The organism is Wolbachia endosymbiont (group A) of Alloplasta piceator (assembly GCF_964028505.1).
Classification (GTDB): domain Bacteria; phylum Pseudomonadota; class Alphaproteobacteria; order Rickettsiales; family Anaplasmataceae; genus Wolbachia; species Wolbachia pipientis.
In genome coordinates, this window is sequence record NZ_OZ034793.1 from 174305 (window position 1) to 200297 (window position 25993).

Sequence of the window (25993 nt, forward strand, 5' to 3'; positions counted from 1 at the left end):
ATTATAACTACATATATGAACCTTGTAAACAGAAGGGAAAGTTAGCTTGGAGGTTTATAATCTACTGCCACTGTCTTTGCAATTTTATCATGAAGAAACTGCTTGCGTTGGTCAAATATTGCACATATGAAAATTAGTATTGTGGTCATAAAGATTAAGCCTAATAAAGGATCAAACCACCATTCAGAGGTATACTTATCAAAAAATTTCCTTCTCGTGATGAATATGGGGAAGCAAATAACTTCAAATGAAATATGCCTAACTATTGCTTGCACTAGAGTAACATTTTCAAGTGTATTTGCATCTTTGATATTAATACCGCATAACAATTGTCCTGGAGTACCACCAAATCTTCTTATCATGAATACTCCGAATACTATCGATAGCAAAAAAGATAAGCAAATACGTATAATTAATAATTTAGGTCTAGCAATGTGAAAAACCACTCTTACAAGAATCAAACAGAATAAAGGAATTCCCTTAATAATAAGACTGTCAATAATATGCGCTAACACACGCCTAGTTATTCCCACATATACATAGTTTAATTTTGGGTAGCATGCTTCAGACCTATAATCCATTACTACTGTTTTTGTAATTTTGTCGTAGAAAAGCTGCTTGCGCTTATCAAATATTGCAAACATTAGAACCAATATTGGTAAAATAAAAAACCACTCAGAAATGTAGGTGGGTACCCACAAAAGTGCCTTGAGAGTGCTTCTCATCACTACTTGCATTAAAGCAGCGTTTTTAAGTGTGTTTGCATCTTTTATGTATATACCAAGTAGCAACTTTCCTGGAGTCCAACCAAGTCTTGTTATCATTAATACTTCCAATGCTATATATACTAAATCTTTCAATAATATATCTAAGTCTTCTAATATTTCATATCGCTCTGATATAAGGTCACTATTAGTGTCAATATCAGGAAAGACATAATTAAAAACATCGGCAAGGGGCTCTCCTGATAATATGAATAAAATTAATAAATAAAATAATGAATAACAGACTAGGAATATAATTTGGTCAACTATATAAGCTGCAGCACGCTTAGTTATTCCCGCATATTTTACTTTAATATCCATTTTATACCCCATATGATCCGTCTAATGTACCTATTAACAGTTAAATAGCAGTAAAATTGCTGTATTACTATTTGTATTCTCAAGTAAACTAGTTATGCTATCAAGGACATAAACAATACAGCCACTTTCAGCAATGCAAAACAATAATTGTGAGATACAAGAGAAATTTTCTTTTTCCTTCAGTAGCATTATTCTAAATTTTCGTCAAAATAAGCTGTTTTATCCTTTTTTTCCTTATACTCTTCTGCAGTATAGAGAGGTTGCTTCTTAGCTGTGATATTTGGCCATTTTTGTGAGTATTCTACGTTTATGTTGTAAAATGATTTGAAGATTTTTTGTTCACTGTTCAGTAACTCTTCATCTAGTTCTAAAATATCTTTTATGGAATCATCAGTTACAATTGCATCTACTGGACACTCAGGTATGCACACTCCGCAATCAATACATTCATCTGGGTTAATCACGAGCATGTTTTTACCTTCATAGAAGCAGTCAACGGGACATACTTCCACACAGTCCGTATATTTACATTTTATGCATTTATCTGTAACAAAATGCGTCATAAAACACTGTATATTTGCATTATCTTGGGTACACTAAATTGATAAGAAATTCAAGCCTTTTATGAAGATAAATAAATTGAACAACAAAGAATTAGAAGTATGGTTAAGCTTGGCTAGAACTATAGGACCAACAAAGTTTTTTAGTATACTAAGAACACATGGATCGCTAGATGAGGTGCTAAAATATCTCAATAGGGTGGCTAATAATAAGGTGTATGGCATTCAAGATGCACGAGAAGAAATCAATAATGCAGAAAGAATTGGAGCTAAAATTATACCCGCATGTGACCCAGATTACCCTGATCTTTTAAGAAATATCTCTAGTTGTCCTCCTGTAATAACTGCGCTTGGTGATATATCATTATTAAGCCGTGAGATAATTGCAATAATCGGTGGGCGTAACTCTTCAATGAATGGAAGAAATTTTGCCAATAAGTTGGCACTTGATTTAAGCGAAGCTGGTTTTGTTATCGTTTCTGGACTTGCAAAAGGAATCGATACTGCAGCAAACAGTGTAATATACAAAAATCATCCCACTATTGCTGTTACAGCAAGCGGAATTGATGTGGTGTACCCAAAAGAAAATTTTGATCTATACAAAAAAATCACCGAGAATGGTGGATTAGTAGTTACTGATACCAACTCTCATTGTTGTCCAGTCAAATAGGAAACATTGCAGAGTTGTTTAATTGTGGAGCTGGCAAGAGAAGTAATAAATTTGCACAAAGCACCCTCAAGTAGAGCAATTGTATCGTATATTTTATTGCGCAAAATGTTCTGTTTTATATATAACCAAAGCCTCTCAACAGGATTTAGCTCAGGTGAGTATGGAGGTAGGTATATAATGTCGATATTTTTAGGTACCTTTAAATTTTTTGACCTATGCCAACTAGCACAGTCCATAACGAGAAAAGCCTCTCGTGTTTCTAGATATTGCGAAATTTGCTCAAGAAATATGTTCATGCAATCAGTGTTGACATTTGGTGCAAATAAGCTAGAACTCTCTCCATTTCTAGGATTAACTGCACTATAGAGATAGAAATTTTGCCTACCTAATTTTGTTTTAACCTGTGTTCTAATCCCCTTTTTAAACCACCCATGTCCAACTTTTGAATGTGTGCCAAACCGTGATTCATCAAAGAAAAATAGCTCTTTTTCTGGATACTTGCTAATAGCTCCATTGAGATTTTTTTTTGAATTCCTCTTGTTTGCTTTTATCTTTTCCATTATGAACTGGTCTTGGTGTAATATATGAGAATTTCATCTTTTGCATATGGCGGTGTACTGTAGATTTGCTGATATTTAATCCGAACTTTTCCTGGATTCTTATTCTCATTTCTTTAATGGTGATATTAGGATTTTCTTCTATCCACTCTTCAATTTGCTGTAGTTGAGCCTGATTTAATTTAGTTTTTCTACGACGTTGTGAAGGAGCAAACAGTTTTTCTTCTCTGCCAATTTTCAAGAGTTTTACCCACGAAGTTAGTGCGCTTCTTGAAATGCAATATATTTTTGCTACAGCCGTTATACTGTACTTTTTTGCTGCAATTACAGCATTTAGTTTTTTTGAAACATATGCATTATTCATTACTTTCTTCAGCATTTCTTTTGCTGATTCTACTACTTTTTCATCCAATAATTTTGATCTTAATGCCATTTAAACCTCGCTATTTTACTTACTTCAGTATGGCTTTTCTTCCATCATTGTCCATCTGTTTGCCCTGTAATGGGAATTGGTATGAGAAACAGAGTTTTTGACCGAGACTTTGGAGCAAAGCTTATGTGTTAAGGTGGCACATAGAGGAAACGACTCAAAGTAGGAGCAGAGTTAGAGAATTTTTCTGGAGAGGCTGTATTACAAGAATTTTGGGCAAACTTGGTCATGTGCAATATATTATCGCTTCATATATGTGATGCACAAGGGCCTTGGAACCCAGATCAAATTACTGAGTATCGTTTAAATTTTTCAGTTTTATTTAGTGTAATGAGACAGAAACTCTATCAGGTACTTATTGCGCCAAAAAACTTTCAAGCCCTTTTTAAGTATACGCGCTAAAGTTAAAATCCGACCGGGACAGCCGCAATAAAGTAGATAAGCCTAAACGCCATCATGTCTTTAGGAGAGTTTGCTAATGAAAGTTCTTAAGTTGACGCCATTGGCTGAACGGATACGATTTATTTCAGTGCATGAGCTGGTCCTTTTCGGATTTTAGCGCTGTGTACATAACTGCACGAACGTCTAGTTTAGGGGTAAGAAAAATTAGGGCCTGCAAATTAATCCAAACACATAAGTGTAGTGTTACCACCAAATGCTGTAGTGTTAACACTTACAACTTTTTCTGTAGAAAAACGCTGTAAATAATGAGGACCACCAGCTTTTGGCCCAGTGCCAGATAGTCCTCTACCACCAAATGGTTGTATCCCAACTGCTGCACCTATCTGGTTACGGTTGATGTAGACATTTCCAACTGATATTTTTTTACTTATAGTGTCAATTTGACTTTGTATACGACTCTGCAAAGAAAACGTAAGCCCATATCCAGTACTATTTATATCACTTATAACTTCATTTAATTGTGACTTGTTAAAACGTATGATATGTAAAATAGGACCAAATACCTCTTGCTTTAATTGCGAAATTTTTTGTATCTCATAAATATATGGAGGAAAGAAATAACCATTATGAGAATTCGTATCCATGGGTACTTTAAATAACAGATTTGAATCTTCATCCTCTGACATTTTTTGCGTATGTTGAGTGAGCATATCGATAGATGCTTTATCAATTATTGGACCAATATCAGTACTAAGTTGTATTGGGTCACCAATCTTGAGTTCTTGCGCTGCACCGCATATCATTTTTATCTGCTTCTCTGCTATGTCCTCTTGAATAAACAGCACTCTAAGCGCAGAACAGCGTTGACCACTGCTACGAAACGCAGAAAGCAAAGCATCCATAGCCACTTGCTCTAAAAGAGCAGAGCTATCAACTATCATAGCATTGAGCCCTCCTGTTTCAGCAATAAGTGGCACAATAGGACCATCCCTATTTGCAAGCATTTTATTGATTATTTGAGCAGTTTGTGTTGAGCCAGTAAAAGCTACTCCGGCAATTCTATTGTCTGGAACTAATATTTTGCCTAAATATCCACCATCCCCAGGAATGAGGTGTAACACATTCTTTGGTATCCCAGCTTCATGTAGTATCTTAACAGCTTCGTAGGCAATAATCGGCGTTTGCTCTGCCGGTTTTGCCAGCACTGCATTACCTGCTGCAAGTGCAGCTGAGACCTGCCCAATGAAGATAGCGAGCGGAAAATTCCACGGTGATATGCATAAGAAAACTCCTCTGCCTTCAAAAAAGATGAAGTTATCTTCACCTGTTGGGCCCGGCAATTTTTTCCAGTCGCTCAGTTCATTTTTTGCTATCATTGCATAATAACGCAGAAAGTCGATTGCCTCTCTTACTTCTGCTATTGCATCGGATAAAATTTTTCCTGCTTCCACAATCAGAATGTAAATTAACTCTTTCATCCTTTCCTCAAGCAAATCTGCAGCTTTTTCAAGGCATTTAGCGCGCTCTTCTGCTGAAACATTCTGCCACTTAGCAAAAGCACTATGTGCTATTTCAAGAGCGTTTAAAGCTTGATCGCTTGTTGCACTTGACACTTCTCCAATTACATTTTCCAAATGTGCAGGATTCACTACTTCGATAAATTCAGCATTATCAAATAGTGCTTTTCCATCAATTATTGGTCCAACTTGCCACTTTTTTTCACTAAAACCCTTTATATCATCTGCAAATTGTGAGACTATCACAGAATCACTAATATCCATCCCCAAGGAATTTTTTCTTTCTGGTCCCAAAATATCTTGTGGTAATGGAATGCCTGGATGAGGTTCATAATTAAAATTTATAGCTTTTTCCAGTGGATCTGAAATTAACTCATCGATTTTAACGTTAGGATCACTTATTTGATTAACAAACGAACTATTAGCTCCATTTTCAAGAAGGCGTCTTATAAGATAAGGCAACAAGTCACTATGTTCCCCAACGGGTGCGTAGACACGACAGCTAACATTTGTTGCAAGCTCTGACATTGCATAATCATATAAGTCTTTTGCCATTCCATGTAAGCGTTGAAATTCAAATCCAGGGTGGTTTTTATCAGCAAGTTCCATGATAGAGGCAAAAGTATAGACGTTATGAGTTCCAAAGCATGGGTAAAAGCTGTTTGGTTTACTCAAAAGTTTCTGTGCGCACACGAGGTAAGATACGTCAGTATAGCTTTTTCTTGTAAATACTGAGTAATCATTTAATCCCAATTCTTGCGTACACTTGATTTCTGAATCCCAATATGCACCTTTTACAAGCCTCACCATAATTTTATGATTTGATCGAATAGCAACATCCTCTACAAAGTCAAGAACAGATAAAGCACGTTTTTGATATGCTTGTACAGCCAAGCCGAGCCCTTCCCACTCAGAAAGTGATTCATCAAGCCGTAATTGTTCAAACAAGATTAAGGAAATTTCAAGCCTTTCTGTTTCTTCTGCGTCTATGCATAGTGAAATGTTGTATTTTTTTGCCTCGCGGCAGAGCTCTAAAACCTTAGTGAATATCTCACCAGCAATTCGGCCAAATTGACTAAATTCATAACGTGGGTGTAAAGCAGAAAGTTTGATTGAAATTCCATGGGATTTAAAACAATCATTTATTTCAGTGGATTCACCTATAGCTTTTATTGAGTGCATGTATGAATTAAAATACTCTTCTGCATCCTCAGTTGTGTGAGCAGCTTCGCCAAGCATATCAAAAGAGTATAAAAACTTACTATTGTCATCTAGTTTTGCGTACCTTAAAGCTTCTTCTATGGTTTCTCCAACAACAAAATGATTACCAAGCATAGACATTGCTTGTTTTACTGCTTTGCGAATGATCGGTTCTCCTAAATTCTTAAGTAACTTAGAAATTGCGTAATAGAACTTCGAATCGCCTTCATTATCTCTCAATATACTGCTACCTATCATCAAGCTCCATGTGGAAGCATTAACAAACAACGAAGAAGAGTGCCCTAAATATTTATTCCATTCCTGATTGGCAATTTTATCTTTGATTAGCTCGTCTATTGTATAATCATCTGGTATTCTAAGTAGTGACTCAGCAAGACACATAAGCGCTATTCCTTCATCATTGGAAAGCGAGTATTGCTGCATAAAGGAATCTACAATACTTAATTTATTGTGTTTGATTTTTTCAATAACTTGTTTTGCTATATTATAAATTCTATTTTTTGAATCAGCCGAAAGCTCTGCTTTTTCTACAAGATAACGTATATAACTCTTTTCATCAGTACGATAAAATCCTTGTAAACGTTTTCTGAGTTCATTAGGTTCTTGTATAGAGCTTATCATATATAATTATCTCCAAAAAATACTCCGACACCATATGTATGGTGAAATTATATCATAACTTTGCGCAGAGCAAATTGCTATTTACAAAGGGATCAGGGCTGGCTAAAAGAAGTCCATGCAATAACTTCACTAAATCAAAAAGATTGTGCAAGTATGTAGCTCAACACTCCACCACACATCAAGTATTTAGTCTCAGTTGCGGTTTGTACAAAGCATTTGAGTTGAATTGATTGCCTTGAATTATCCTTTCTTTTGATGATACATTCTAGATTTCCACTCGGCACTATTTCACCTTTTATGCTTATTACCTCGCTACCATCAAATATCTTTCTGGTTATTCCATTTTGGAATATAAGTGGAAGAACACCCATACCAACTAAGTTGGACCTATGTATACGCTCAAAGCTTTCTGCAATTACAACTTTAATCCCCAACAATAAAGTACCCTTTGCTGCCCAATCCCTACTTGAACCTGTGCCATACTCCTTTCCTGCCACAATGATGAGAGCTTCCTTGTAGCGCATCGCCGCATCAAAAATTGGCATAGTTTCTTGAGAAGGAATATATTTTGTATATCCACCTTCGGTGCTAACCATTTCATTTTTTATTCTAATGTTAGCAAAAGTCCCACGCATCATTACATTGTGATTACCACGACGAGATCCATATGAATTGAAATCCTGTGGTTCAATTCCAAGCCCTTTTAAATATAGACCGGCAGGACTACTCGAGGCAATATTTCCCGCAGGGGAAATATGATCAGTAGTTATGCTATCGCCAAACATTGCTAATATTTGTGCACCCTTTATATCGATTTTATTATTTTTAGGTGATAAGTTATCAAAATAAGGCGGATTTTGTATGTAAGTGCTGTTTGCATCCCAATTATAGATTTCACTTTTTTCACACTTTATCTTTCGCCAATGTTCATCACCAGAAAAAACATCCTTATACTTTTGTATGAACATCTCACGTGTTACCACACTTTTAACACAATCTTCGATTTCATTGTTTGTTGGCCATATATCTTTGAGATAGACATCATTTCCATTCTTATCTTTGCATATTGAATCTTTTGTCAGATCAATTTGCACAGTACCAGCAAGTGCATATGCAACAACAAGTGGCGGAGATGCCAAGTAATTAGCTTTGACTAACGGATGAATTCTTCCTTCAAAGTTACGATTGCCAGATAAAACTGCAGCAACGGTTAAGTTTTTGTTTTTAATGCCATTTTCTATATCTTTATTAAGTGGACCAGAATTCCCAATGCAAGTTGTGCAACCATATCCAACTAGATTAAAACCCAAAGCATTTAGATCTACCTGCAATCCAGACTTTTCTAAATATTCTGTTACAACTTGTGACCCTGGAGCAAGAGAAGTTTTAACCCAAGGCTTTGATTTTAATCCAAGTTTAATTGCATTACGAGCTACAAGACCTGCAGCAATCATCACACTTGGATTTGAGGTATTAGTGCAGCTTGTTATTGCTGCAATAACTACACTTCCATCTTGGAGTTTATCGCTTTCCTTTGACTCATTAACTGAAAATGATTTAGAAAAAGACTCTGCCACTTGTGAAAGAAAAACCTTATCTTGTGGTCTTTTAGGACCAGCCATTACTGGCTTCACGCTCGATAAATCAAGTTCTAGTGCGTCAAAAAATGCTAACTCATTATTGCCACGCCACAATCCTTGCTCTTTCGCATAAGCCTCAACTAACTTAATCAGCTTTTCTGGTCGCCCTGTTAAATGTAAATAATCGAGTGTTTTCTGATCAATTGGAAAAAACCCACAAGTTGCACCATACTCTGGGGCCATGTTTGCTATAGTGGCTCTATCTGCCAAAGATAAATAATCTAAACCATCACCATAAAATTCTACAAACTTACCAACAACGCCTTTTGTTCTTAGGATATTGGTAACCGTCAGCACTAAATCAGTCGCAGTTACTCCTTCCGGCAATCTGCCAATTAATTTAAATCCAACTACTTCTGGAATCACCATACTAATTGGTTGACCAAGCATCACAGACTCAGCTTCTATGCCTCCAACACCCCAACCAAGAACTGATAATCCGTTAACCATTGTAGTATGGCTGTCAGTACCAACTAAAGTGTCAGGATATATGACTCCATCATTATTACACACAACTTGCGCTAAATATTCAAGATTCACTTGGTGGCAAATCCCTGTGCCAGGCGGCACTACTCTAAAATTTGTGAAGGACGATTCCCCCCACTTTAAAAATTGATATCTCTCCAAATTTCTTTTTACTTCTAGCTCAACATTCTTACTGAATGCGGAAACACTTCCATAACTATCTACTTGAACAGAATGGTCAATCACAAGATCAACCGGTACAGACGGATTTATGTTGCTCGGGTTTCCTCCATTTTTCTTAACATAGCTCCGCATTGAAGCTAGATCAACAACAGCAGGAACCCCTGTAAAATCTTGCATCAACACCCTTGCTGGTTTATAGCTAATTTCGTGATTAGTGTGTTTATTAACGCAGTCTGCTAGCACTCTTATGTCATCCAGCTTTACGTTTACTCCATCTTCATTGCGCAATAAATTTTCAAGCAGAACCTTAAGTGAGCAGGGCAATTTAGTCACATCTATTCCTAAAAATTCACTAACACTACTTAGGCTAAAATAGTTGTATGACTTCCCGTCAATGTTTAAAGTCGTTTTTGCGTTTAAAGAATTATTCATCAAGTTACATCATATTAGTTAAAATTGGAATTACTACCGTTACTTTTTTGTTGTTGACCTTGCTGCTCATACATAGTTTCAAAATCTATAGGATCTAGCATCAGTGGGGGAAATCCACCACTACTTGTAACTCTTGCAATTATTTCTCTTGCAAAAGGGAAAAGAAAAGTAGGTCCGCCAATAAACAAAGCTTGTCTTACCTCTTCCTCACTCAACTCTTTTAAATTTTCTATTGAAAAAATACCACAATATTTCGTCTCACAAATGAAAGCTACGCCATCTTTTATGCCTTCATCTTTTACCGTTGCTTTGACTTCTATATGCAAAGTAATTTCATGGAAAGATTTTTCTTCATTCACTTCTTCTTTGTTTTTCGTCCCTTCTAATTTTGCTGAATTGATATTAACCATTACATTAATATCTGGAGCTTTACTAGAAGAAAGGAATGGCGAATTCGGATTCTCAAATGATAGATCTTTAACATATTGACCGTGAATTCTCATTTTTTGTTGTGGCATTTCTTACGTCTCCTTTAATTAAGTTGAGATATTTAATACTTTCTTATATAATATATTCATTTACAAACGAATAGCAAACCTGATTATAAGTTGATATGAAAAACATATTTTCATTAATAATTAATAATGTTCGGATACTTTATATGCCAAGGAGTTGAGTTACTATGATAGAGCTTGTAATATATGCTTTATTAGCGGCGTTCATTTTTTCACGTTTGTATAATTCTTTAGGAAGGTCAGCCAACCTCAACCTAAAAAAGCTAACTAATGTATTGGATGTAAGCCGAAGTAGACAAGATGTAGTAGAAAACATTGAGGGTTACATTGATAGCAATGATGAAAATTCAATAAAAGTTACTTATAAACAAATATTAAAAAAAAACAAAGATTTTTCTATTTCCCACTTTATAGAAGGTTCAAGCATAGCTTTTGAATTAATAATAAAATGTTTCAATCAAGGAAATTTGTCTCAGTTAAAACCACTTCTCGATAAAGACTTATATGATAATTTTGCAGAGAAGATTAAACATCGTAAAGAGGTGCACGAGTCTATAATTGTTTCTATTGTTTCACAAAAGATTTTAGAAATAAAGCTAGTAAAAAACGCAGTGTTTATTGCAGTATATTTCCTTTCAGAGCAAATTAACTTCGTTAAGAATAATAAAGGGGATATCATATCAGGTAGTACATCCACCATTAATAAAGTTGAGGATGTATGGCAATTCAAAAAAAGTGTTAATTCATCAGACCCAAGCTGGTTGCTTGTTTCTATTCACTATAAAAAGACAAGTAACGATAAGACAAATGACAAGTAAGATGAGTTTTTTTTGAAATGGAAAGCAAGCTACGCGAAATAGTACTTGACACTGAAACGACAGGTCTTGACACTGGATCTGGTCATCGAATTATTGAAATAGGGTGTGTGGAATTAATTAACCGCATTCCAACAGGTAAAGTATTCCATCGGTACCTTAACCCAGAAAGAGATATACCTTATCACTCATTTAAGATTCACGGTGTTAGTGAAGAATTTTTAGAAGATAAACCATTATTTTCAGATGTTGCACTTGAATTTCTTGACTTTATATCTAATGATATTTTGGTAATTCACAACGCTGAATTCGATGTTAAGTTCCTTAACATGGAGTTAAGCAAGCTGAATGCTGGGTTAATTTCCTCAGATAGAGTGCTAGATACATTACCTCTTGCGAGGAAAAAATTCGCAGGATCACCTGCTTCTTTGAATGCATTATGTAAGCGTTTTGATATATCGCTAGAGAATAGAGAATTGCACGGAGCACTAGTTGATGCTCAATTGCTTGCAAAGGTATATGTTGAACTTACAGGAGGGTTACAAACCTTTCTGTTTGATAATGAATGCAGTCAGGACAGTAACTCTACATTCGTTCAGCATAAAGCGCGTAATCTAACTCCCAGAGAACATTCACCAAATAGTGAAGAAATTGATGAACATAAGAAACTGTTAGACAAAATTAACAATACACTTTGGAATAAATGTATTGAATAGATCAACCAATAAAGATACAATTTAATTTTACTGAGAGCATTCTAATGGTAAGGTTTGTAAGATTGTTATCTAATGTGCTAGCAGCATTAGCAGTTGTTTTTTTAGGTTATTGTTATTTCACTAAAAAAGGCATATTTGCCCCAGTAGCGATTCACAACGCAGAAGTTAAGATAGGCGGAGATTTTTCTTTAATTAATCAGGACGGACAGATCCTGCGCAGTAGTGATTTTAAAGATAAATACATGATGATTTTCTTTGGGTTTTCCTCATGCAAAAGAACTTGCCCTATGAACCTTGGAATAATTTCAGAAACACTTGCAAAGTTAGATGAGAAAACTAACAACAAGCTACAAACATTTTTTATCACAGTTGATCCTGAGCGCGATAGCACGGAAAGACTTAAAGAATTTCAGCAGCAATTTGACCACAGAATACAAATGTTAACTGGTGAAAGAGAAAAAATAGACGAAGTAGTTGCGAAATACAAAGTATATGCAAGCAAAGTTGGTGGAGAAGAAGAAATCAACCATTCTTCGATAATATATCTTATTGGCCCTGGAGGAAAATATGTTACACACTTTGCAGCCGATTTAAATTCAGACGAAAGTCAATCTGATAAGATTTTGGCTGAGATCAGAAAATACGTAAACTGAATTATAGATTCTTCTGTTAATTACGCAACTGCATGAGCGTTATAATTTAATCTCCACCTGGAAGACACATTGGAATGACACTATTTGCTGTCTTCAAAAATAAACATTCGTAAAATTGTGCTTTTAATATGGGTTATCAGTTTAAAAATGTTGCTAATCAGCATATATGAATGTAATATTAATTAACATTCATAAACGAAGCAATACCATGGAAAATAGTTATAATGCCGATGCAATAAAAATCTTAAGGGGTCTTGATGCTGTAAGGAAACGTCCAGGTATGTACATTGGTGACACTGACGATGGATCTGGCTTGCACCACATGGTATATGAGGTTGTTGACAACGCAATAGATGAGTCTTTAGCTGGATATTGTGATAAAATTGAAGTTAGTATAAATGCAGATGGTTCAGTATCTGTAACTGATAATGGTCGTGGCATTCCAACTGACATTCATGAAGAAGAAGGAATATCAGCAGCAGAGGTAATAATGACTCAACTCCATGCTGGTGGTAAATTTGACAGCAATACCTATAAGGTTTCTGGGGGATTACATGGTGTTGGAATCTCAGTTGTGAATGCATTATCAAGCTGGTTGGAATTAACTATTTGGCGCAATAAGAAAGAACACTTTATGCGTTTTGAAGATGGTGAGTCTATTGAACCTTTAAAGGTAGTCAACGAAAATACAAACAAAAGAGGAACTAAAGTCACGTTCATGCCATCAACAGAGACTTTTAATGGCATTAATTTCAGTTACTCAACGCTTGAAAGTCGTATAAGAGAATTAGCATTTTTAAATTCAAATATCGACATTACTTTACGTGATCTGCGCAATGAACCATATACAGAATCTCATTTCAATCAGAGCAATCAATCTAAAGACAATTTTGGTACAGCAAATTTTGTGCAGTATTTAGATAAGAATAAGACACATGTAACTAAAATTGCCAGTATGAAAGGAGATGCAGAAGATCTTGGCATCAGCTTGGAAATATCGATGGAATGGAATGATTCCTACTATGAGAATATGTTGTGTTTCACTAATAATATACGGCAACGAGATGGTGGTACGCATTTGGCAGGATTTAGATCTGCACTAACTAGATGTATCAATAACTATGCAACTAATGAAGGGTTTTTAAAGAAAGCAAAAGTAAATTTAACTGGAGAGGACGTTAGAGAAGGTTTAACTTGTGTTTTATCTCTCAAGATGCCTGACCCTAAGTTTTCTTCACAAACAAAAGATAAACTAGTTAGTTCTGAAGCACGTGCAGTTGTAGAAAGTATAGTTTCTGATAAATTGAGCACAATCCTTGAAACTGATCCCAAATTGGCGGCAAGCATAGTAGAAAGAGCAATTAGGTCAGCAAAAGGAAGAGAAGCCGCAAGAAAAGCACGAGAGCTAGTTAAAAGCAAAAACAATATTGATATTGCAACTCTGCCAGGAAAGCTTGCTGATTGCCAGGAAAAAGCCCCTGAGTTATCGGAATTATTTATAGTAGAGGGTAATTCAGCAGGTGGTACTGCAAAGCAGGGGCGTAATCGTAAAACACAAGCAGTGCTTGCCTTAAGAGGAAAAATTCTAAACGTAGAACGTGTAAGTTTAGATCGTATTTTTTCATCTGCAGAAATAGGCTCTTTAATTACTGCAATTGGTGCTGGAATAGGGAGTGAACACTTCGATATTGAAAAAGCTAGATATCATAAAATTATCATCATGACAGATGCAGATGTTGATGGTTCACATATAAGAACTTTGATTCTGACTTTCTTTTTTAGACACATGCGTGAAGTTATTGAAAAAGGCTACTTATACATAGCACAGCCACCCCTCTATAAAGTTACAAAGAATGCTAAAGACACTTATATTAAAGATGACGAAACTTTTGAAGAGTATATAATAAACTCAGCAGTTAAAAGATTAACACTAAGTAGTACAGCTACAGAATTTAACGATTTGCGCCTTATTTTGAATAAATGCGTTAGCATTTCTAATATTAGCAAAAATTATGATAGAGAAATACCACAAAATCTCTTAGAGTCATTGCTAATTTTAAGTAAAAAGAATGCTCTATCATCGGCTGATGAGATATTAAAGTATTTGAAGTTAATGTACAGCGAATACACTTGGGAAGTGGAAATAAAAGATGAAGAAAAAGAAATTCATATCTCTAAATTGTTTCAAGGATTGGCAGACAAATATATATTTGCACTTAGTATGCTTGAAGGCAAAGATATGCAAAACATATTAAGTTTGCTTGATGGTATAAGTAATTTATTTAATGGTGATTCATTTTTAAAGTCACAAGAAACTGAAATAAGAATCACTTCTCCAAGTACGCTTGCAAAAATAATAATGGACTATGGTAAAAAAGGTTTAACTCTGCAGAGATTTAAAGGTCTTGGTGAAATGAATGCTGATCAGCTATGGGATACTACGTTAAATCCTGAGGCTAGAACTTTACTAAAGGTTGAAATAAAAGATTGTGAAGAAGCTGATTCCATATTTTCAATACTAATGGGTGATATAGTTGAACCACGCCGTGATTTTATTAATAGCAATGCACTCAACGTGCATGATGTTGATATTTGAACTTTTAGCAAAATGTACGAACGTTACGGGTTTAAGCAAAGACTGTGTCATTCAAGTAGCTGACACTGGTTTCTTTATAACGGTGTCATTCCAGTGCTTGACACTGGAATGGCTTTGTTGCATCGCTCAAGTGAAAAGAACTGGCAGTTACTGACAAAATTCATTATAAATAGCGATTTAACTGTTGAAGAAAAAATATGCCACAAAAAATGAGGGTCAGTAACCATAGCGAATATAACAAATTTCTAGAAAAAAGAGGAAATATTTTTCATTATATCAACGAAGCCATAGAAAAGTGGTACGAGAATGGTCCAAAAATACCAGGTGGCAACAATATTTATAGCGATAAAGTTGTAATTTTGGTGCACATAATAACTTGTTTATTTAGAGGTTGTCCGGAAACAAGTAAAAGGCTATAATATCTGAAATTTTAGTACGGGGTAAAGATGAGAAAAAAGTATCCAACAGATCTAAGCGAAAGGGAATGGGCAAGAATAGAAAAACACTTCAGAGTATCATACAAGAAAGGAGGAAGGCCGCCAAAGTATAGCAAAAGAGAAATATTAGAAGCAATTTTCTATGTATTGCGTACAGGGTGTCAATGGCGGTATTTACCAAATGATTTTCCGCTATGGAAGACTGTGTATGAGCAGTTCAGGCAATGGAAGAAGCAGGGAATTTTTGAGAAAATGAATTATGAAATTACAAAATATAGTAGAAGAAAAATAGGAAGGAATGAGCAGCCGAGTGCCTGTATAGTAGATAGTCAATCTGTAAAGACTACAGAAAAGGGGGGATCAAAGGCTATGATGGAAGTAAAAAAGTAAAGGGTAGAAAAAGGCATATAATTACAGACACTCAGGGTTTTATACTAGGTTGTTACGTAGGCGCTGCTAACGAAAATGATAGAGATGGTATTAAAATAGCATTAAACAATATGAGAACAAAATATACTAAAGTTAAAAAAATGTGGGCTGACATGGGATACCAAGGAAGAAATTCAAAGAATCACATAAAGGAAGAATATGACATAGATATTGAAATTGTTACAAGGCCTCCATGTAGATTTTGGGTGCACAAAGATACGCCACCTGAGCTACTACCAACAAGAGAACAAGGGTTTAAAGTACAGCCAAGAAGATGGGTTGTAGAAAGGACTTTTGCTTGGGTTAATAGGAATAGAAGGCTATCGAAGGAGTATGATTTACTCACAACATCCACTGAGAATTTCATATACCTAGCTATGAGTAGGGTTATGTTAAAGAGGGAATATGCTTGAATTTACTAGTTTCCGGACAACCTCTAAGAATACAAGAGGCAATAAATAATTTGGATGAAATCAGTAGGAGTTCAATTGAAGCGTTAGTTTGTAGTTTGGAAGCAATAGAAAAGTCATTAAGAAAGCTTGACAAAATGCTTTCAGAACAAGGTGAAAAAGACGATGATTGTAAATTGTTAACTACTGTTCCAGGAGTGGGGATTATAGTAGCAATGACGTATAAAGCTGCAATTGATAACCCACATAGGTTTGAGAAATCTGATACAGTTGGAGCATATATAGGGTTGACACCAAGGCAATATTCTTCTGGAGAAGTTGATCGGCATGGCAGCATATCAAAGATGGGACCAGCGGAATGTAGAAGTATGTTATATGAAGCTGCACAAACAATGCTTACAGTTACCAAGAGGACATTTAAATTAAAAAACTGGGGTTGCGAAGAAAAAAGGAATGAAAAAAGCAATCGTAGCAGTAGCAAGAAAATTAGCTGTAATTATGCATAGGATGTTGGTTGATAAAACAGAATTTTATTATCAATAAACATCAAAAGAGCATAGGACAATAATTTTATTGAAAATAAAGATAGCAATGCCGATGGAAGGGACAAGCAAGAACTTAGTTAGACTTCGTGGTAAATATGTTGCCGTCCACTTCCGCCTAACAAGTATAATGCGGCTTGACAAATTTATTGTCATCTCAGACCGCGGAGAGAACCATATGCTACTTTTAACTTATGTAAAATTACCAAGGATTATGGAGAAGATATGCTGTTTTGATTTGTGTGAAAATTATTGTTGACTTATGTGCAATTAGAGAACCTAAGTCACTTTAGCTATAATTCAGAATTGAGAGCTTTTAATAACTCTCTAACTCCCACTTAGGTCTTGGTGCAAAATTGAGAGAATCTATATAGCTTTTCTGTAACATTTCAATTCCTGCCCATCCAACCATTATTGCATTATCTGTACATAGGTTGTTGGGAGGAAAAAATATGTTTAAGTTTATGTGTTGTTTTAATTTTTCTCTCAAGAAATTATTTGCTGCAACTCCACCGGTAATCACAAAGTCATTGATTTTGATATTTAAAGATTCGGCCATAATAATCGCATTACTAACCCTGTCCAGCAGTATGTTACTAATACACTCTTGAAACGAAGCACATACATCACACACATCTTGCTCGCTCATTTTAAGTTCTTGCACTAAGTTTTTTACTGCTGTTTTAATTCCAGAAAACGAAAAGTTACATCCAGAACGTTTTATCATTGCCCTTGGCAATTTAAATCTTGCACCATTGCCTTTTTTAGCTAACTTTTCAATTAATGGCCCTCCGGGATAGCTTAAACCCAGCATCTTAGCAACTTTATCAAATGCTTCTCCTAGTGAATCATCGAGCGTTTCTCCAAGTTTAATGTATTTACCTACATCCTGTGCAATTAAAAATTGACAGTGACCACCTGATATTAGTAGGACTAAAAATGGAAATTTTACCTCATGCAGTAACCTAATAACCAATGCATGCGCTTCTAAGTGATTCACTGCAATGAACGGTTTTTGTGCCACATGTGCAATTGCTTTAGCCATCATTGTACCAACTATTAATCCACCTATGAGTCCTGGTCCTGATGTTGCTGCAATTGCATTGAGGTCACAAAAGTTAAGGTTAGATTTTTTTACAGCGCTTTTTATCAGGCCACTTAAATGTTCCATATGAGCACGTGAAGCTATCTCAGGAATCACCCCACCGCGTTTTTTGTGTTCTACTTGAGAAAGAATCTTGTGAGCAAGGACTTGCTTGTCACTATTTACAATCGCTACTGCAGTTTCGTCGCAGCTTGTTTCAACAGCTAAAATGGTTTTCATGTATATTCGAGCACTTTATTATCAAAACTATATCTTGAAACGCTGTAGAAGTTAACTGCAAAGTTAACTTCTACAGCTAAAAGATTTACCGACAACCGTCATCCCGCTGCTTGTTAGCTGATGAGATGCCGCGAATGAATCCACAACTGTACGAACATTATGATTTGAGAGCAATTTCCACTAGGAAGGTGTCATTCCAGTGCCTCTATGATGTTATCCCAGTGCTTGACACTGGGATCCAGCTTTTTCATAATCATCAAAATGTTGTATTTTTACATAAAATGGCTATTTTTATGCTTACCAACTTAATAAAATTCCTGGATCCCAGTGGGCTTTGTTGCATCGCTAGCTATGATGGATTAAAGATAAAAAAGATAGCGAATATCAGTAGCTTATTATTCTGGTATTTATAACAAGAACGGTCAGTGAATACCTAAATTTGAGTAAAAGAAATTTCACTACCACTCACTAATCTGGCTAAAATTCAAGAATTTCAATGCTTTAGCTATTTTCAATAGAATTAAATTTATTAATATAAATAACAAGTTACTATTCTTAAATTTGATCAGATTGATTGCAAAAAAAACAAGATTTTCAATAAGTTGCTTATAATCCTAATTATAGTTAGCCTTTCATAAGTAGCGATGCAACAAAGCCATCCCAGTGTCAAGCACTGGGATGACATCATAGGGGGCTACTTGGCTGACAACCGTCATCCCGCTACGTGTTAGCGGGATCTCTTGTTAGCGCCGCGGCGGTATATTTGTCATCCCGCTAGCGGGATCTAGAGATACCGCGAATGAATCGCGGTATGACGGTTCGCGGCAGCATGACGATGGTTTATACCTCGTCATTCCGCTACGTGTTAGCGGGATCTAGAGATACCGCGGCGGTATGACGATAAGACACAAAGCCTAATGGAAAAAACTGCGAACGCCAGTGAAAAACATAGCAATTTTATTTTCATTTGCAGCTTTTATCACATCTTGATCTTTCAGCGAGCCGCCGGGCTGAATTATAGCTGTAATTCCATGTTTTGCACTTTCTACTATGCTATCTGGGAATGGAAAAAATGCATCTGAAGCAAGCACTGCACCTTTACATTTTTCACCTGCTTTTTTCACTGCAATGTTCACACTATCTATTCTGCTTGTTTGCCCTGCGCCGATGCCAATAGCACAACCATCTTTTGCTATAACTATTGCGTTGGATTTCACATGTTTACATATTTTCCAGGCAAAAATAAGATCTTCCTTTTCTTTTTCTGTTGTAGTGCACTTTGTTACTTGTTCTGCTTTTATTGTGTGGTCATTATTTTCTTGCACCAAAAACCCACCAATAACATTTTTAGTTTGGTATTTCACATTTTGTTGAAAAGATTTATGAATAATCACTCTTAAATTTTTCTTTCTTTGTAAAATTTTTAGTGCCTCATTGTTTACCGATGGTGCTATCACTACTTCCAAAAATATCTCGTTTAATTTTTCCGCTAGCTTTAAATCTATCTCCCGGTTTAAGGCAACTATACCACCAAAACTGCTTACTTCATCGCACGATAGAGCTTTTTCATATGCTTCCAAAGCATTATTACCAATAGCAGCGCCACATGGGTTATTATGCTTGATTATCACTGCTGCAGGCTCTTTAAACTCAGAAATTATGTTAAGTGCGGACTCTATATCTACTATATTATTATAACTCAACTCTTTTCCATGTAGTTTTTCCAACGGATATTCTGTAAATTGATTACTATAAAATGCAGCTTTTTGATGGGGATTTTCACCATACCTGAGTTCTTGTACTTTATGCCCGTATAGAGCAAAAAACTCTGGTAACTCATTATTTTTACTCTGGGATAAAAACCAACTGTGAATATTAGAATCGTAGTGTGCAGTGAGAGCAAATGCTTTGGTTGCTAAGTGTTTTCTATATTCCAATGTTGTTTCATTGTTATTTTTTATCATCTCAGCTTTTAGTGCTTCGTAGTCTTGAATGCTAGAAATAACTGAAGTAAAACGAAAGTTTTTTGCTGCAGCTCTAATTAATGCCACCCCGCCGATATCAATTTGTTCTATAATTTGCTCTTCATTTGAGCTGCTACTTACTGTCTCCCAAAATGGGTATAGGTTAGTTATAAGCAGGTCTATTGGCTCAATTTCTAGATCTTGCACTTCCTTTTTGTGCTTTTCTCGATCATAAAGTATTCCTCCATGAATTTTAGGGTGTAAAGTTTTTACTCTACCACCCAGTATCTCTGGAAATTGCGTATAATCTGATACTTCTTGCGTTTTTATTCCGGCATCAGATAGTGCTTTATAAGTATTGCCCGTTGAAAGAATTTCTATTTGTTGCTGCGTTAAAAACGATGCAAGATCAATTATATTCGTTTTATCGTATACTGATATTAAAGCTCTTTTTATTTTCATTTTTATATGGAAAGTTTTTTAAGATTATATCTAAGAAAAGAAAATTTGTCTATATATAGCTACTACGTCATACCGCCGCGGTATCCACAACTGTACGAACATTGTGATACAAGAGACCAAGAAAGATGTCACCCAGTCTGGGATCCAGAAAACTTCACTTTAAATGAGCACACCAGGTGGCTGTACAATAGAAACTGGATTCCAGACTGGAATGACACCATCTACTACTCAAATTACCTGCAAATTGCAATGTTCGTACACCAAAACGCGGTATCTTGTTGTAGATTCCGCTAACAAGCAGCGGAATACCAAATTGTAGAAGTTGCTTTAGCCCTCCTAACCCTCCCTTCAAAGCAGTCTATTCTATAAATTTTTTTACCATGCTTGATTTCAAGCCACGAATAAAATCTTCAATACTACAAGGATTTCTCCCTTCCATTTGTACAACTTTAGGAATTAAAGTGCCACCTTTTAAACTTATGTGCATATTATCGTTAACAATCTTACCTTGTTCTGAAGCGAGAGCTTCAAAATCAGCATCAAGTATCCTGATACGTTTATTCTCTATCTTGATGAATGCTTTTGGGTAAAACGCTTTAACTTTTCTATAAGCAACTTCACAGGAATCACTTGCATAAATTTTATAGTCTTCCACTTTGTCAGCGTAACATGCATCGTTATCGTTCTGTTTTAAGGGAAGCTGTTTTTCAATTTCGTTTAGCACTTTCAGCAGTAAATCACTGCCTAGCTTAGATAATTTATCATGCAATGTCTTGTAATTATCGTTCTTTTCGATAAGAAATTTTTCCTGTTTTAAAATAGGGCCGGAATCTAATCCTTCATCCAGTTGCATAATGCTAACCCCGGTTTCTTGATCTCCTGCTAAAATTGTGTGCTGTATCGGAGCTGCACCGCGCCACCTCGGTAGTAATGAAGGATGAATATTAATACAACCATATTTAGGAATATTCAAAATTTCTCTTGGAAGTATCAATCCATACGCAGCTACAACTGCAACGTCTGGCTTGAAATTTCTAAATTTTTCTTGCTCTGCCGAGAACTTTAGAGAGATAGGAGTACATACCTCTATGTTACTTTCTTCAGCGATAACATGTACTGGAGATTTCATTGGCTTCTGTCCACGCCCCGAAGGTTTTGGAGCCTTGGTGTATACTGTCACCACTTCGCTCTTTGATTTCAGTAACAAGCTCAGAGAATTAACAGCAAATCCTGGTGATCCCATGAAAATAATTCTCATGGTGTTTTTGCTTTAAGAATTCTCCGCTAATTTACCACTTACAGTTTCTACTAATTTGGCAAAATCATCCTTATAATTAACTGCCATCTCAGCAAGAATTTTTCTATTTAAATCAATGCCGGCAAGTGTAAGACCATGCATAAACCTACCATAAGTAAGCCCATGCTCTCTTGCTGCTGCATTAATACGTATTATCCATAAGCTACGGAAATCACGTTTACGGGTTCTTCTGTCTCTATAAGCATATTGCAGTGCTTTTTCAACTCTTTGTAATGCAATTCTATAACAACTTTTTGCGCGCCCTCTATAACCCTTTGCCAGTTTCAATATTTTTTTATGACGAGCGTGAGTAGTGACTCCACGTTTTACCCGAGCCATTTTATTTTACCTCCATTTTGTTAAATACCGTAAGGCATATGAAGCTTAACTATACGCGAGTCAGATTTACCAAGAATCGTTGTACCGCGCTGATTACGAATATTAGATTTACTTCTCTTTACCATGCCATGCCTTTTGCCTGACTGAGTAGAAATAACTTTACCCTTAGCTGTAAGGTGAAAGCGCTTTTTCACAGAAGATTTGGTTTTTAATTTTATTTTCTTCATATTCCAAATAAATTTACAAGCACTACTATTGAGTTCTTTAATAGTAATTAAGCATTAGTATAAATAATTTTATTAAAGAATCAAATTAAAATTGTATATTAAAGGAGTTTAAAAGTAATTACGCCCAATATGTGTGTTATACCTTCTTTATTCCCAAGTGGCAACAATACTTGCCTCATTTTAACACTTTCACTTTCTTCCTCTTCATTGATCGGGCATTTACTCTCTATTACAGTATCAAGTTTATCAATAACTGCATCTATTTTATATAGTCGCAAAAATGGTGCATCAATTGCATACTTATTATCAATGCGCGTCTTTTTCTCAAAACCATAGAATTCAACAGCCTTTTCTCCTGCATTTTCACAAATATAACCTTGATCCTTGACTTCAATGACAAAACAATGCTGCCATGATTCCATTATTTCTGCAGTGTCTATTTCATGCCTTTCTGGCCAATCTCTGTCTGATCCTTTTATGTCATTCCAGTGTTGAGTCACCACATTTGCTATTCTTTTTTCTTTGCCTACATAAATTTCCATTCCAATTTCCACATATAAAACACAGATATGAGGTAAATTTATCGTGAATATATTGATTTTTTCTTACCACAAGGTGCATGTCACTAGAAGTTCTGAGATCTAGAGAGTGGTATTGATTTTATTTCCATTACAACTTATTATTTATAGATAACCTCAATAAAAACGATGAAGCTAAACGAAATCAGAGAAAGATTTATAAAATTTTTTGTAAATAATGACCACGAGCAGGTTTCTTCTTCTCCTTTGATTCCAGAACATGACCCAACGCTCATGTTCACAAATGCTGGTATGGTGCAGTTTAAAAATATTTTTACTGGTGCTCAAAAAACTGAAATGAAACGTGCTGTCTCAAGTCAAAAGTGCCTAAGAGCAGGCGGTAAACACAATGATCTGGAAAATGTTGGCTATACAACTCGGCATCACACATTTTTTGAAATGCTCGGAAATTTTAGCTTCGGTGATTACTTTAAGGAAACTGCGATAGAATTTGCGTGGGAATTTATCACTAAAGAGTTATCTCTTGATAAAAACAGACTATCCATAACCGTCTACCATACTGATGATGAGGCGTACGAGATTTGGCGTAAGATAAGTGGCTTTTCAAGTGATAAAATCATAAGAATTACAACGGATGATAACTTTTGGAGTATGAGAAGCACTGGTCCGTGCGGTCCATGTTCTGAAATTTTTTATGACCATGGGAGTCCTAATTTACAAGAGGGCGATAGAATTGTTGAAATCTGGAATCTGGTATTCATGGAGTTTAACAAAGATGAAGAAGGTAATTTACACAAATTGCAAAAAAAATGCATCGATACTGGAATGGGCCTTGAAAGAATAGCGGCTGTTATGCAAAACGTCCATGATAACTATGATATTGATCTATTTTCTGCTCTGATAAGTAAATCACAAGAGTACTGTGGAAGAACGGAAAATAAAATAGCGCATAAGATCATAGCAGATCATCTTCGCGCGGCTGCATTTCTCATCGCAGAAGGAGTGCTTCCTGGAAATGAGGGCAGGAATTACGTATTACGCAGATTAATTAGGAGAGCCACACGTTATATTCACCTGCTTGGATATAATGATTCCCTACTCCATCGTATTTTTCCAGTGTTGATAGATAGCACGAGTTCGGCTTATATGGGAGCTGAATTAGTCAGAGCTAAAAGCTTAATAGAAACGACGTTAAAATCAGAGGAAGAAAACTTTAAAGACACTTTGATGAAAGGTATCAATCTCCTGGAGAAATTCACTACAGATTTAAAATCGGGCGATACTTTGCCTGGAGAATCAGCGTTTAAGCTATATGACACCTACGGATTTCCTTTGGATATTACACTTGATATTTTAAAAGAGAAAAAAATAAATTTTGACCAAAAGGGTTTTGATGATGCAATGGGAGAACAAAAAGAGAGAGCACGTGCTAAATGGGCTGGATCTGGTGAAAAATCTGTTGAGCAAGTATGGTTTGATTTGATCAATAAATTTGGCAAAACAAAATTTGTTGGTTATGAGTTCAATGAAGTAAGTGATGCGAAAATACTAGCTATAGTTTCCTCTAAAAATGAAGTAATTGATTCTGCAAAGGAGGGAGAAAAGATAACCATTATACTTGATAAAACACCTTTTTATGGCGAGTCAGGTGGACAAGTGGGAGATACTGGCAATCTGATCAAATCTGATAGAAGTATTATTATAGTCGAGAATACCAATAAGGTTAATGACCTATATTTGCACAGATGCATAGTTAAGTTCGGTTCAATTTGTAAAGGTAACACAGTTGCAGCAAGCATTGACAAGGAAAGAAGGCAAACCTTAAGAAGAAATCATTCAGCTACACATCTTCTGCACTTTACACTCAGAAAAATTCTAGGTGATCATGTCACTCAAAAAGGTTCCCTAGTTGCACCGGATAAGTTACGATTTGACTTTAGTCATAACACTCAAGTTACTCAGGATCAGCTATTCTTAGTAGAAGATATGGTAAACTCTCTAATCAGAGAAAACCTTTCTACGTCTACAAAAATTCAGAGCATGAATCAGGCAATAGACGAAGGAGCTATGGCGTTATTCGGCGAAAAATATAGCGATCAAGTAAGAGTAGTGAAGATTGGAGATTCAAGGGAACTGTGTGGTGGCACACACGTTGAACATACTGGAGAAATTGGTTTGTTTAAGATAGTAACAGAGAGTTCTGTTGCTTTTGGAGTGAGGAGAATTGAAGCTTTAACTGGTCAGGAAGCAATCAATTATGTACGTGATAATGAAATTAACTTAAAAAAAGTTGCAGAATTCGTAAAAGCGCCAGTGAGTGAAATAACAAGCAGATTAAGTATTTTAAGTCAAGAACACAAAAAATCCGAAACCAAAATAAAAAACCTATATAAAAAGCTTGTGAGTGCAGAGAATATAAAAAGCACCGAAATAAATGGAATAAATTTTATAAGCCACACTTTCACTGATATTCCAGCAAATGTAATAAGAGAGTTTGTTTTGCAGCAACAAAAACCAAAAACGGTAATAGCTTTTACGGCAACAGAAAAAGATAAAACAGTCTTGATTATTAAAGTAAGTAAAGACTTAATCAATAAGATTAGCGCAAAAGAACTAATATCCATAGCAGTTAAAAAGAACTGTGGTGGGAATGCTGAACTTGCACAAACAGGCTGTGATAGCAATAAAATAGATGATGCCATTACAGCCATTTATAGCAAAATAACAGCTTCTAAGCACTCTACGTCATACCACCACGAACCGTCATACCGCCGCGGCGCTAACAAGCAGCGGGATACTTAACCATCGTCTACACCGTCATACCGCGATTCATTCGCGGTATCTCTTAGCATAGATCCCGCTACCTGTTAGCGGGATGACGGTTGTCAGGCTAGCTGTCATCCAAGTAGCTCGACTACTTGGATCCAGGAAAAAGAATGGTGTCA

20 protein-coding genes and 2 pseudogenes are annotated in these 25993 nt (G+C 35.7%); 10 read left to right on the top strand and 12 right to left on the bottom strand.

Translation table 11 applies throughout. The features are described from left to right. Positions 1 to 41: 41 nt before the first annotated feature. Together ABWU31_RS00940 and ABWU31_RS00945 are read right to left on the bottom strand one after the other, a co-directional pair. Complete coding sequence (locus ABWU31_RS00940; RefSeq protein WP_049973617.1) at positions 42 to 1085, bottom strand: RDD family protein; 1044 nt, start codon at positions 1083 to 1085, stop codon at positions 42 to 44. A gap of 188 nt (positions 1086 to 1273) precedes the next feature. Further along, the gene (locus tag ABWU31_RS00945) at positions 1274 to 1648 is read right to left on the bottom strand and encodes a ferredoxin family protein (RefSeq protein ID WP_077188509.1); all 375 of its coding nucleotides are present in this window, start codon (positions 1646 to 1648) and stop codon (positions 1274 to 1276) included. A 61-nt stretch (positions 1649 to 1709) separates the two neighbouring features. Between ABWU31_RS00945 and ABWU31_RS00950 the strand changes: the two are divergent. Next, a pseudogene (locus ABWU31_RS00950) lies at positions 1710 to 2285 on the top strand (DNA-processing protein DprA); the annotation flags it as partial. Positions 2286 to 2293: 8 nt separating this feature from the next. Here the strand turns inward: ABWU31_RS00950 and ABWU31_RS00955 are convergent. After that, a protein-coding gene (locus ABWU31_RS00955) for an IS630 family transposase (RefSeq protein ID WP_353271256.1) occupies positions 2294 to 3305 on the bottom strand; the annotation gives its coding sequence in 2 pieces (ribosomal slippage) (positions 2294 to 2842 and positions 2844 to 3305; 1011 coding nt in all). A gap of 113 nt (positions 3306 to 3418) precedes the next feature. On the opposite strand from ABWU31_RS00955, the pseudogene ABWU31_RS00960 reads away from it, so the two are divergent. Further along, a pseudogene (locus ABWU31_RS00960) lies at positions 3419 to 3781 on the top strand (IS4 family transposase); the annotation flags it as partial. 141 nt (positions 3782 to 3922) lie between these two features. Here the strand turns inward: ABWU31_RS00960 and putA are convergent. The 3 genes from putA to secB all read right to left on the bottom strand — a co-directional run bounded on the left by putA (position 3923) and on the right by secB (position 10301). Continuing rightward, complete coding sequence (gene putA / locus ABWU31_RS00965; RefSeq protein ID WP_236514422.1) at positions 3923 to 7063, bottom strand: bifunctional proline dehydrogenase/L-glutamate gamma-semialdehyde dehydrogenase PutA; 3141 nt, start codon at positions 7061 to 7063, stop codon at positions 3923 to 3925. A gap of 134 nt (positions 7064 to 7197) precedes the next feature. Then, complete coding sequence (gene acnA, locus ABWU31_RS00970; RefSeq protein WP_353271257.1) at positions 7198 to 9783, bottom strand: aconitate hydratase AcnA; 2586 nt, start codon at positions 9781 to 9783, stop codon at positions 7198 to 7200. Positions 9784 to 9797: 14 nt separating this feature from the next. Next, positions 9798 to 10301, bottom strand: coding sequence for a protein-export chaperone SecB (secB, locus tag ABWU31_RS00975; RefSeq protein ID WP_006279761.1), 504 nt, complete (start codon positions 10299 to 10301; stop codon positions 9798 to 9800). Positions 10302 to 10465: 164 nt separating this feature from the next. On the opposite strand from secB, the gene ABWU31_RS00980 reads away from it, so the two are divergent. From ABWU31_RS00980 to ABWU31_RS01010, 7 genes are all read left to right on the top strand, one after another. After that, the gene (locus ABWU31_RS00980) at positions 10466 to 11116 is read left to right on the top strand and encodes a Tim44/TimA family putative adaptor protein (RefSeq protein WP_353271258.1); all 651 of its coding nucleotides are present in this window, start codon (positions 10466 to 10468) and stop codon (positions 11114 to 11116) included. 17 nt (positions 11117 to 11133) lie between these two features. Then, positions 11134 to 11829, top strand: coding sequence for a DNA polymerase III subunit epsilon (gene dnaQ / locus ABWU31_RS00985; protein WP_353271259.1), 696 nt, complete (start codon positions 11134 to 11136; stop codon positions 11827 to 11829). A gap of 44 nt (positions 11830 to 11873) precedes the next feature. Next, positions 11874 to 12482: an SCO family protein gene (locus ABWU31_RS00990; RefSeq protein WP_236514420.1), complete on the top strand. Its 609-nt coding sequence runs from the start codon at positions 11874 to 11876 to the stop codon at positions 12480 to 12482. Positions 12483 to 12690: 208 nt separating this feature from the next. Continuing rightward, complete coding sequence (gyrB, locus tag ABWU31_RS00995; protein ID WP_077188514.1) at positions 12691 to 15078, top strand: DNA topoisomerase (ATP-hydrolyzing) subunit B; 2388 nt, start codon at positions 12691 to 12693, stop codon at positions 15076 to 15078. A gap of 197 nt (positions 15079 to 15275) precedes the next feature. Continuing rightward, complete coding sequence (locus ABWU31_RS01000) at positions 15276 to 15497, top strand: transposase (protein ID WP_353271260.1); 222 nt, start codon at positions 15276 to 15278, stop codon at positions 15495 to 15497. A gap of 27 nt (positions 15498 to 15524) precedes the next feature. Further along, positions 15525 to 16357, top strand: a protein-coding gene (locus ABWU31_RS01005) for an IS5-like element ISWpi1 family transposase (RefSeq protein ID WP_353271062.1) whose coding sequence is annotated in 2 segments (ribosomal slippage) — positions 15525 to 15894 and positions 15894 to 16357 — 834 coding nt in all. Because the reading frame shifts where the segments join, the coding sequence is not laid out codon by codon here. Beyond that, a complete protein-coding gene (locus tag ABWU31_RS01010) occupies positions 16354 to 16860 on the top strand; it encodes a transposase (RefSeq protein ID WP_353271261.1) in 507 nt (168 codons plus the stop codon). Before ABWU31_RS01005 ends, ABWU31_RS01010 begins: the two co-directional genes overlap by 4 nt. A gap of 352 nt (positions 16861 to 17212) precedes the next feature. Here the strand turns inward: ABWU31_RS01010 and tsaD are convergent, their stop codons facing one another. From tsaD to ABWU31_RS01045, 6 genes are all read right to left on the bottom strand, one after another. After that, entirely contained in the window at positions 17213 to 18220 is a 1008-nt protein-coding gene (tsaD, locus tag ABWU31_RS01015) for a tRNA (adenosine(37)-N6)-threonylcarbamoyltransferase complex transferase subunit TsaD (protein ID WP_077188403.1), read from the bottom strand. Positions 18221 to 19134: 914 nt separating this feature from the next. Continuing rightward, positions 19135 to 20646 carry a bifunctional phosphoribosylaminoimidazolecarboxamide formyltransferase/IMP cyclohydrolase gene (gene purH, locus ABWU31_RS01020; RefSeq protein ID WP_077188401.1) on the bottom strand — a complete coding sequence of 504 codons (1512 nt, stop codon included), beginning with the start codon at positions 20644 to 20646 and terminating at the stop codon, positions 19135 to 19137. Between the two features lie 358 nt (positions 20647 to 21004). Continuing rightward, on the bottom strand, positions 21005 to 21904 hold the full coding sequence (gene fmt, locus ABWU31_RS01030) for a methionyl-tRNA formyltransferase (protein WP_353271262.1): 900 nt from the start codon (positions 21902 to 21904) through the stop codon (positions 21005 to 21007). Between the two features lie 12 nt (positions 21905 to 21916). Next, a complete protein-coding gene (gene rplT, locus ABWU31_RS01035; protein ID WP_006279340.1) occupies positions 21917 to 22282 on the bottom strand; it encodes a 50S ribosomal protein L20 in 366 nt (121 codons plus the stop codon). A 20-nt stretch (positions 22283 to 22302) separates the two neighbouring features. Continuing rightward, positions 22303 to 22509 carry a 50S ribosomal protein L35 gene (gene rpmI / locus ABWU31_RS01040; RefSeq protein WP_007548610.1) on the bottom strand — a complete coding sequence of 69 codons (207 nt, stop codon included), beginning with the start codon at positions 22507 to 22509 and terminating at the stop codon, positions 22303 to 22305. Between the two features lie 98 nt (positions 22510 to 22607). Next, a complete protein-coding gene (locus ABWU31_RS01045) occupies positions 22608 to 23051 on the bottom strand; it encodes a PAS domain-containing protein (protein WP_010962890.1) in 444 nt (147 codons plus the stop codon). A 165-nt stretch (positions 23052 to 23216) separates the two neighbouring features. Between ABWU31_RS01045 and alaS the strand changes: the two genes are divergently transcribed. Continuing rightward, positions 23217 to 25850, top strand: coding sequence for an alanine--tRNA ligase (gene alaS / locus ABWU31_RS01050; protein WP_353271263.1), 2634 nt, complete (start codon positions 23217 to 23219; stop codon positions 25848 to 25850). The last annotated feature ends 143 nt before the right edge of the window (positions 25851 to 25993 follow it).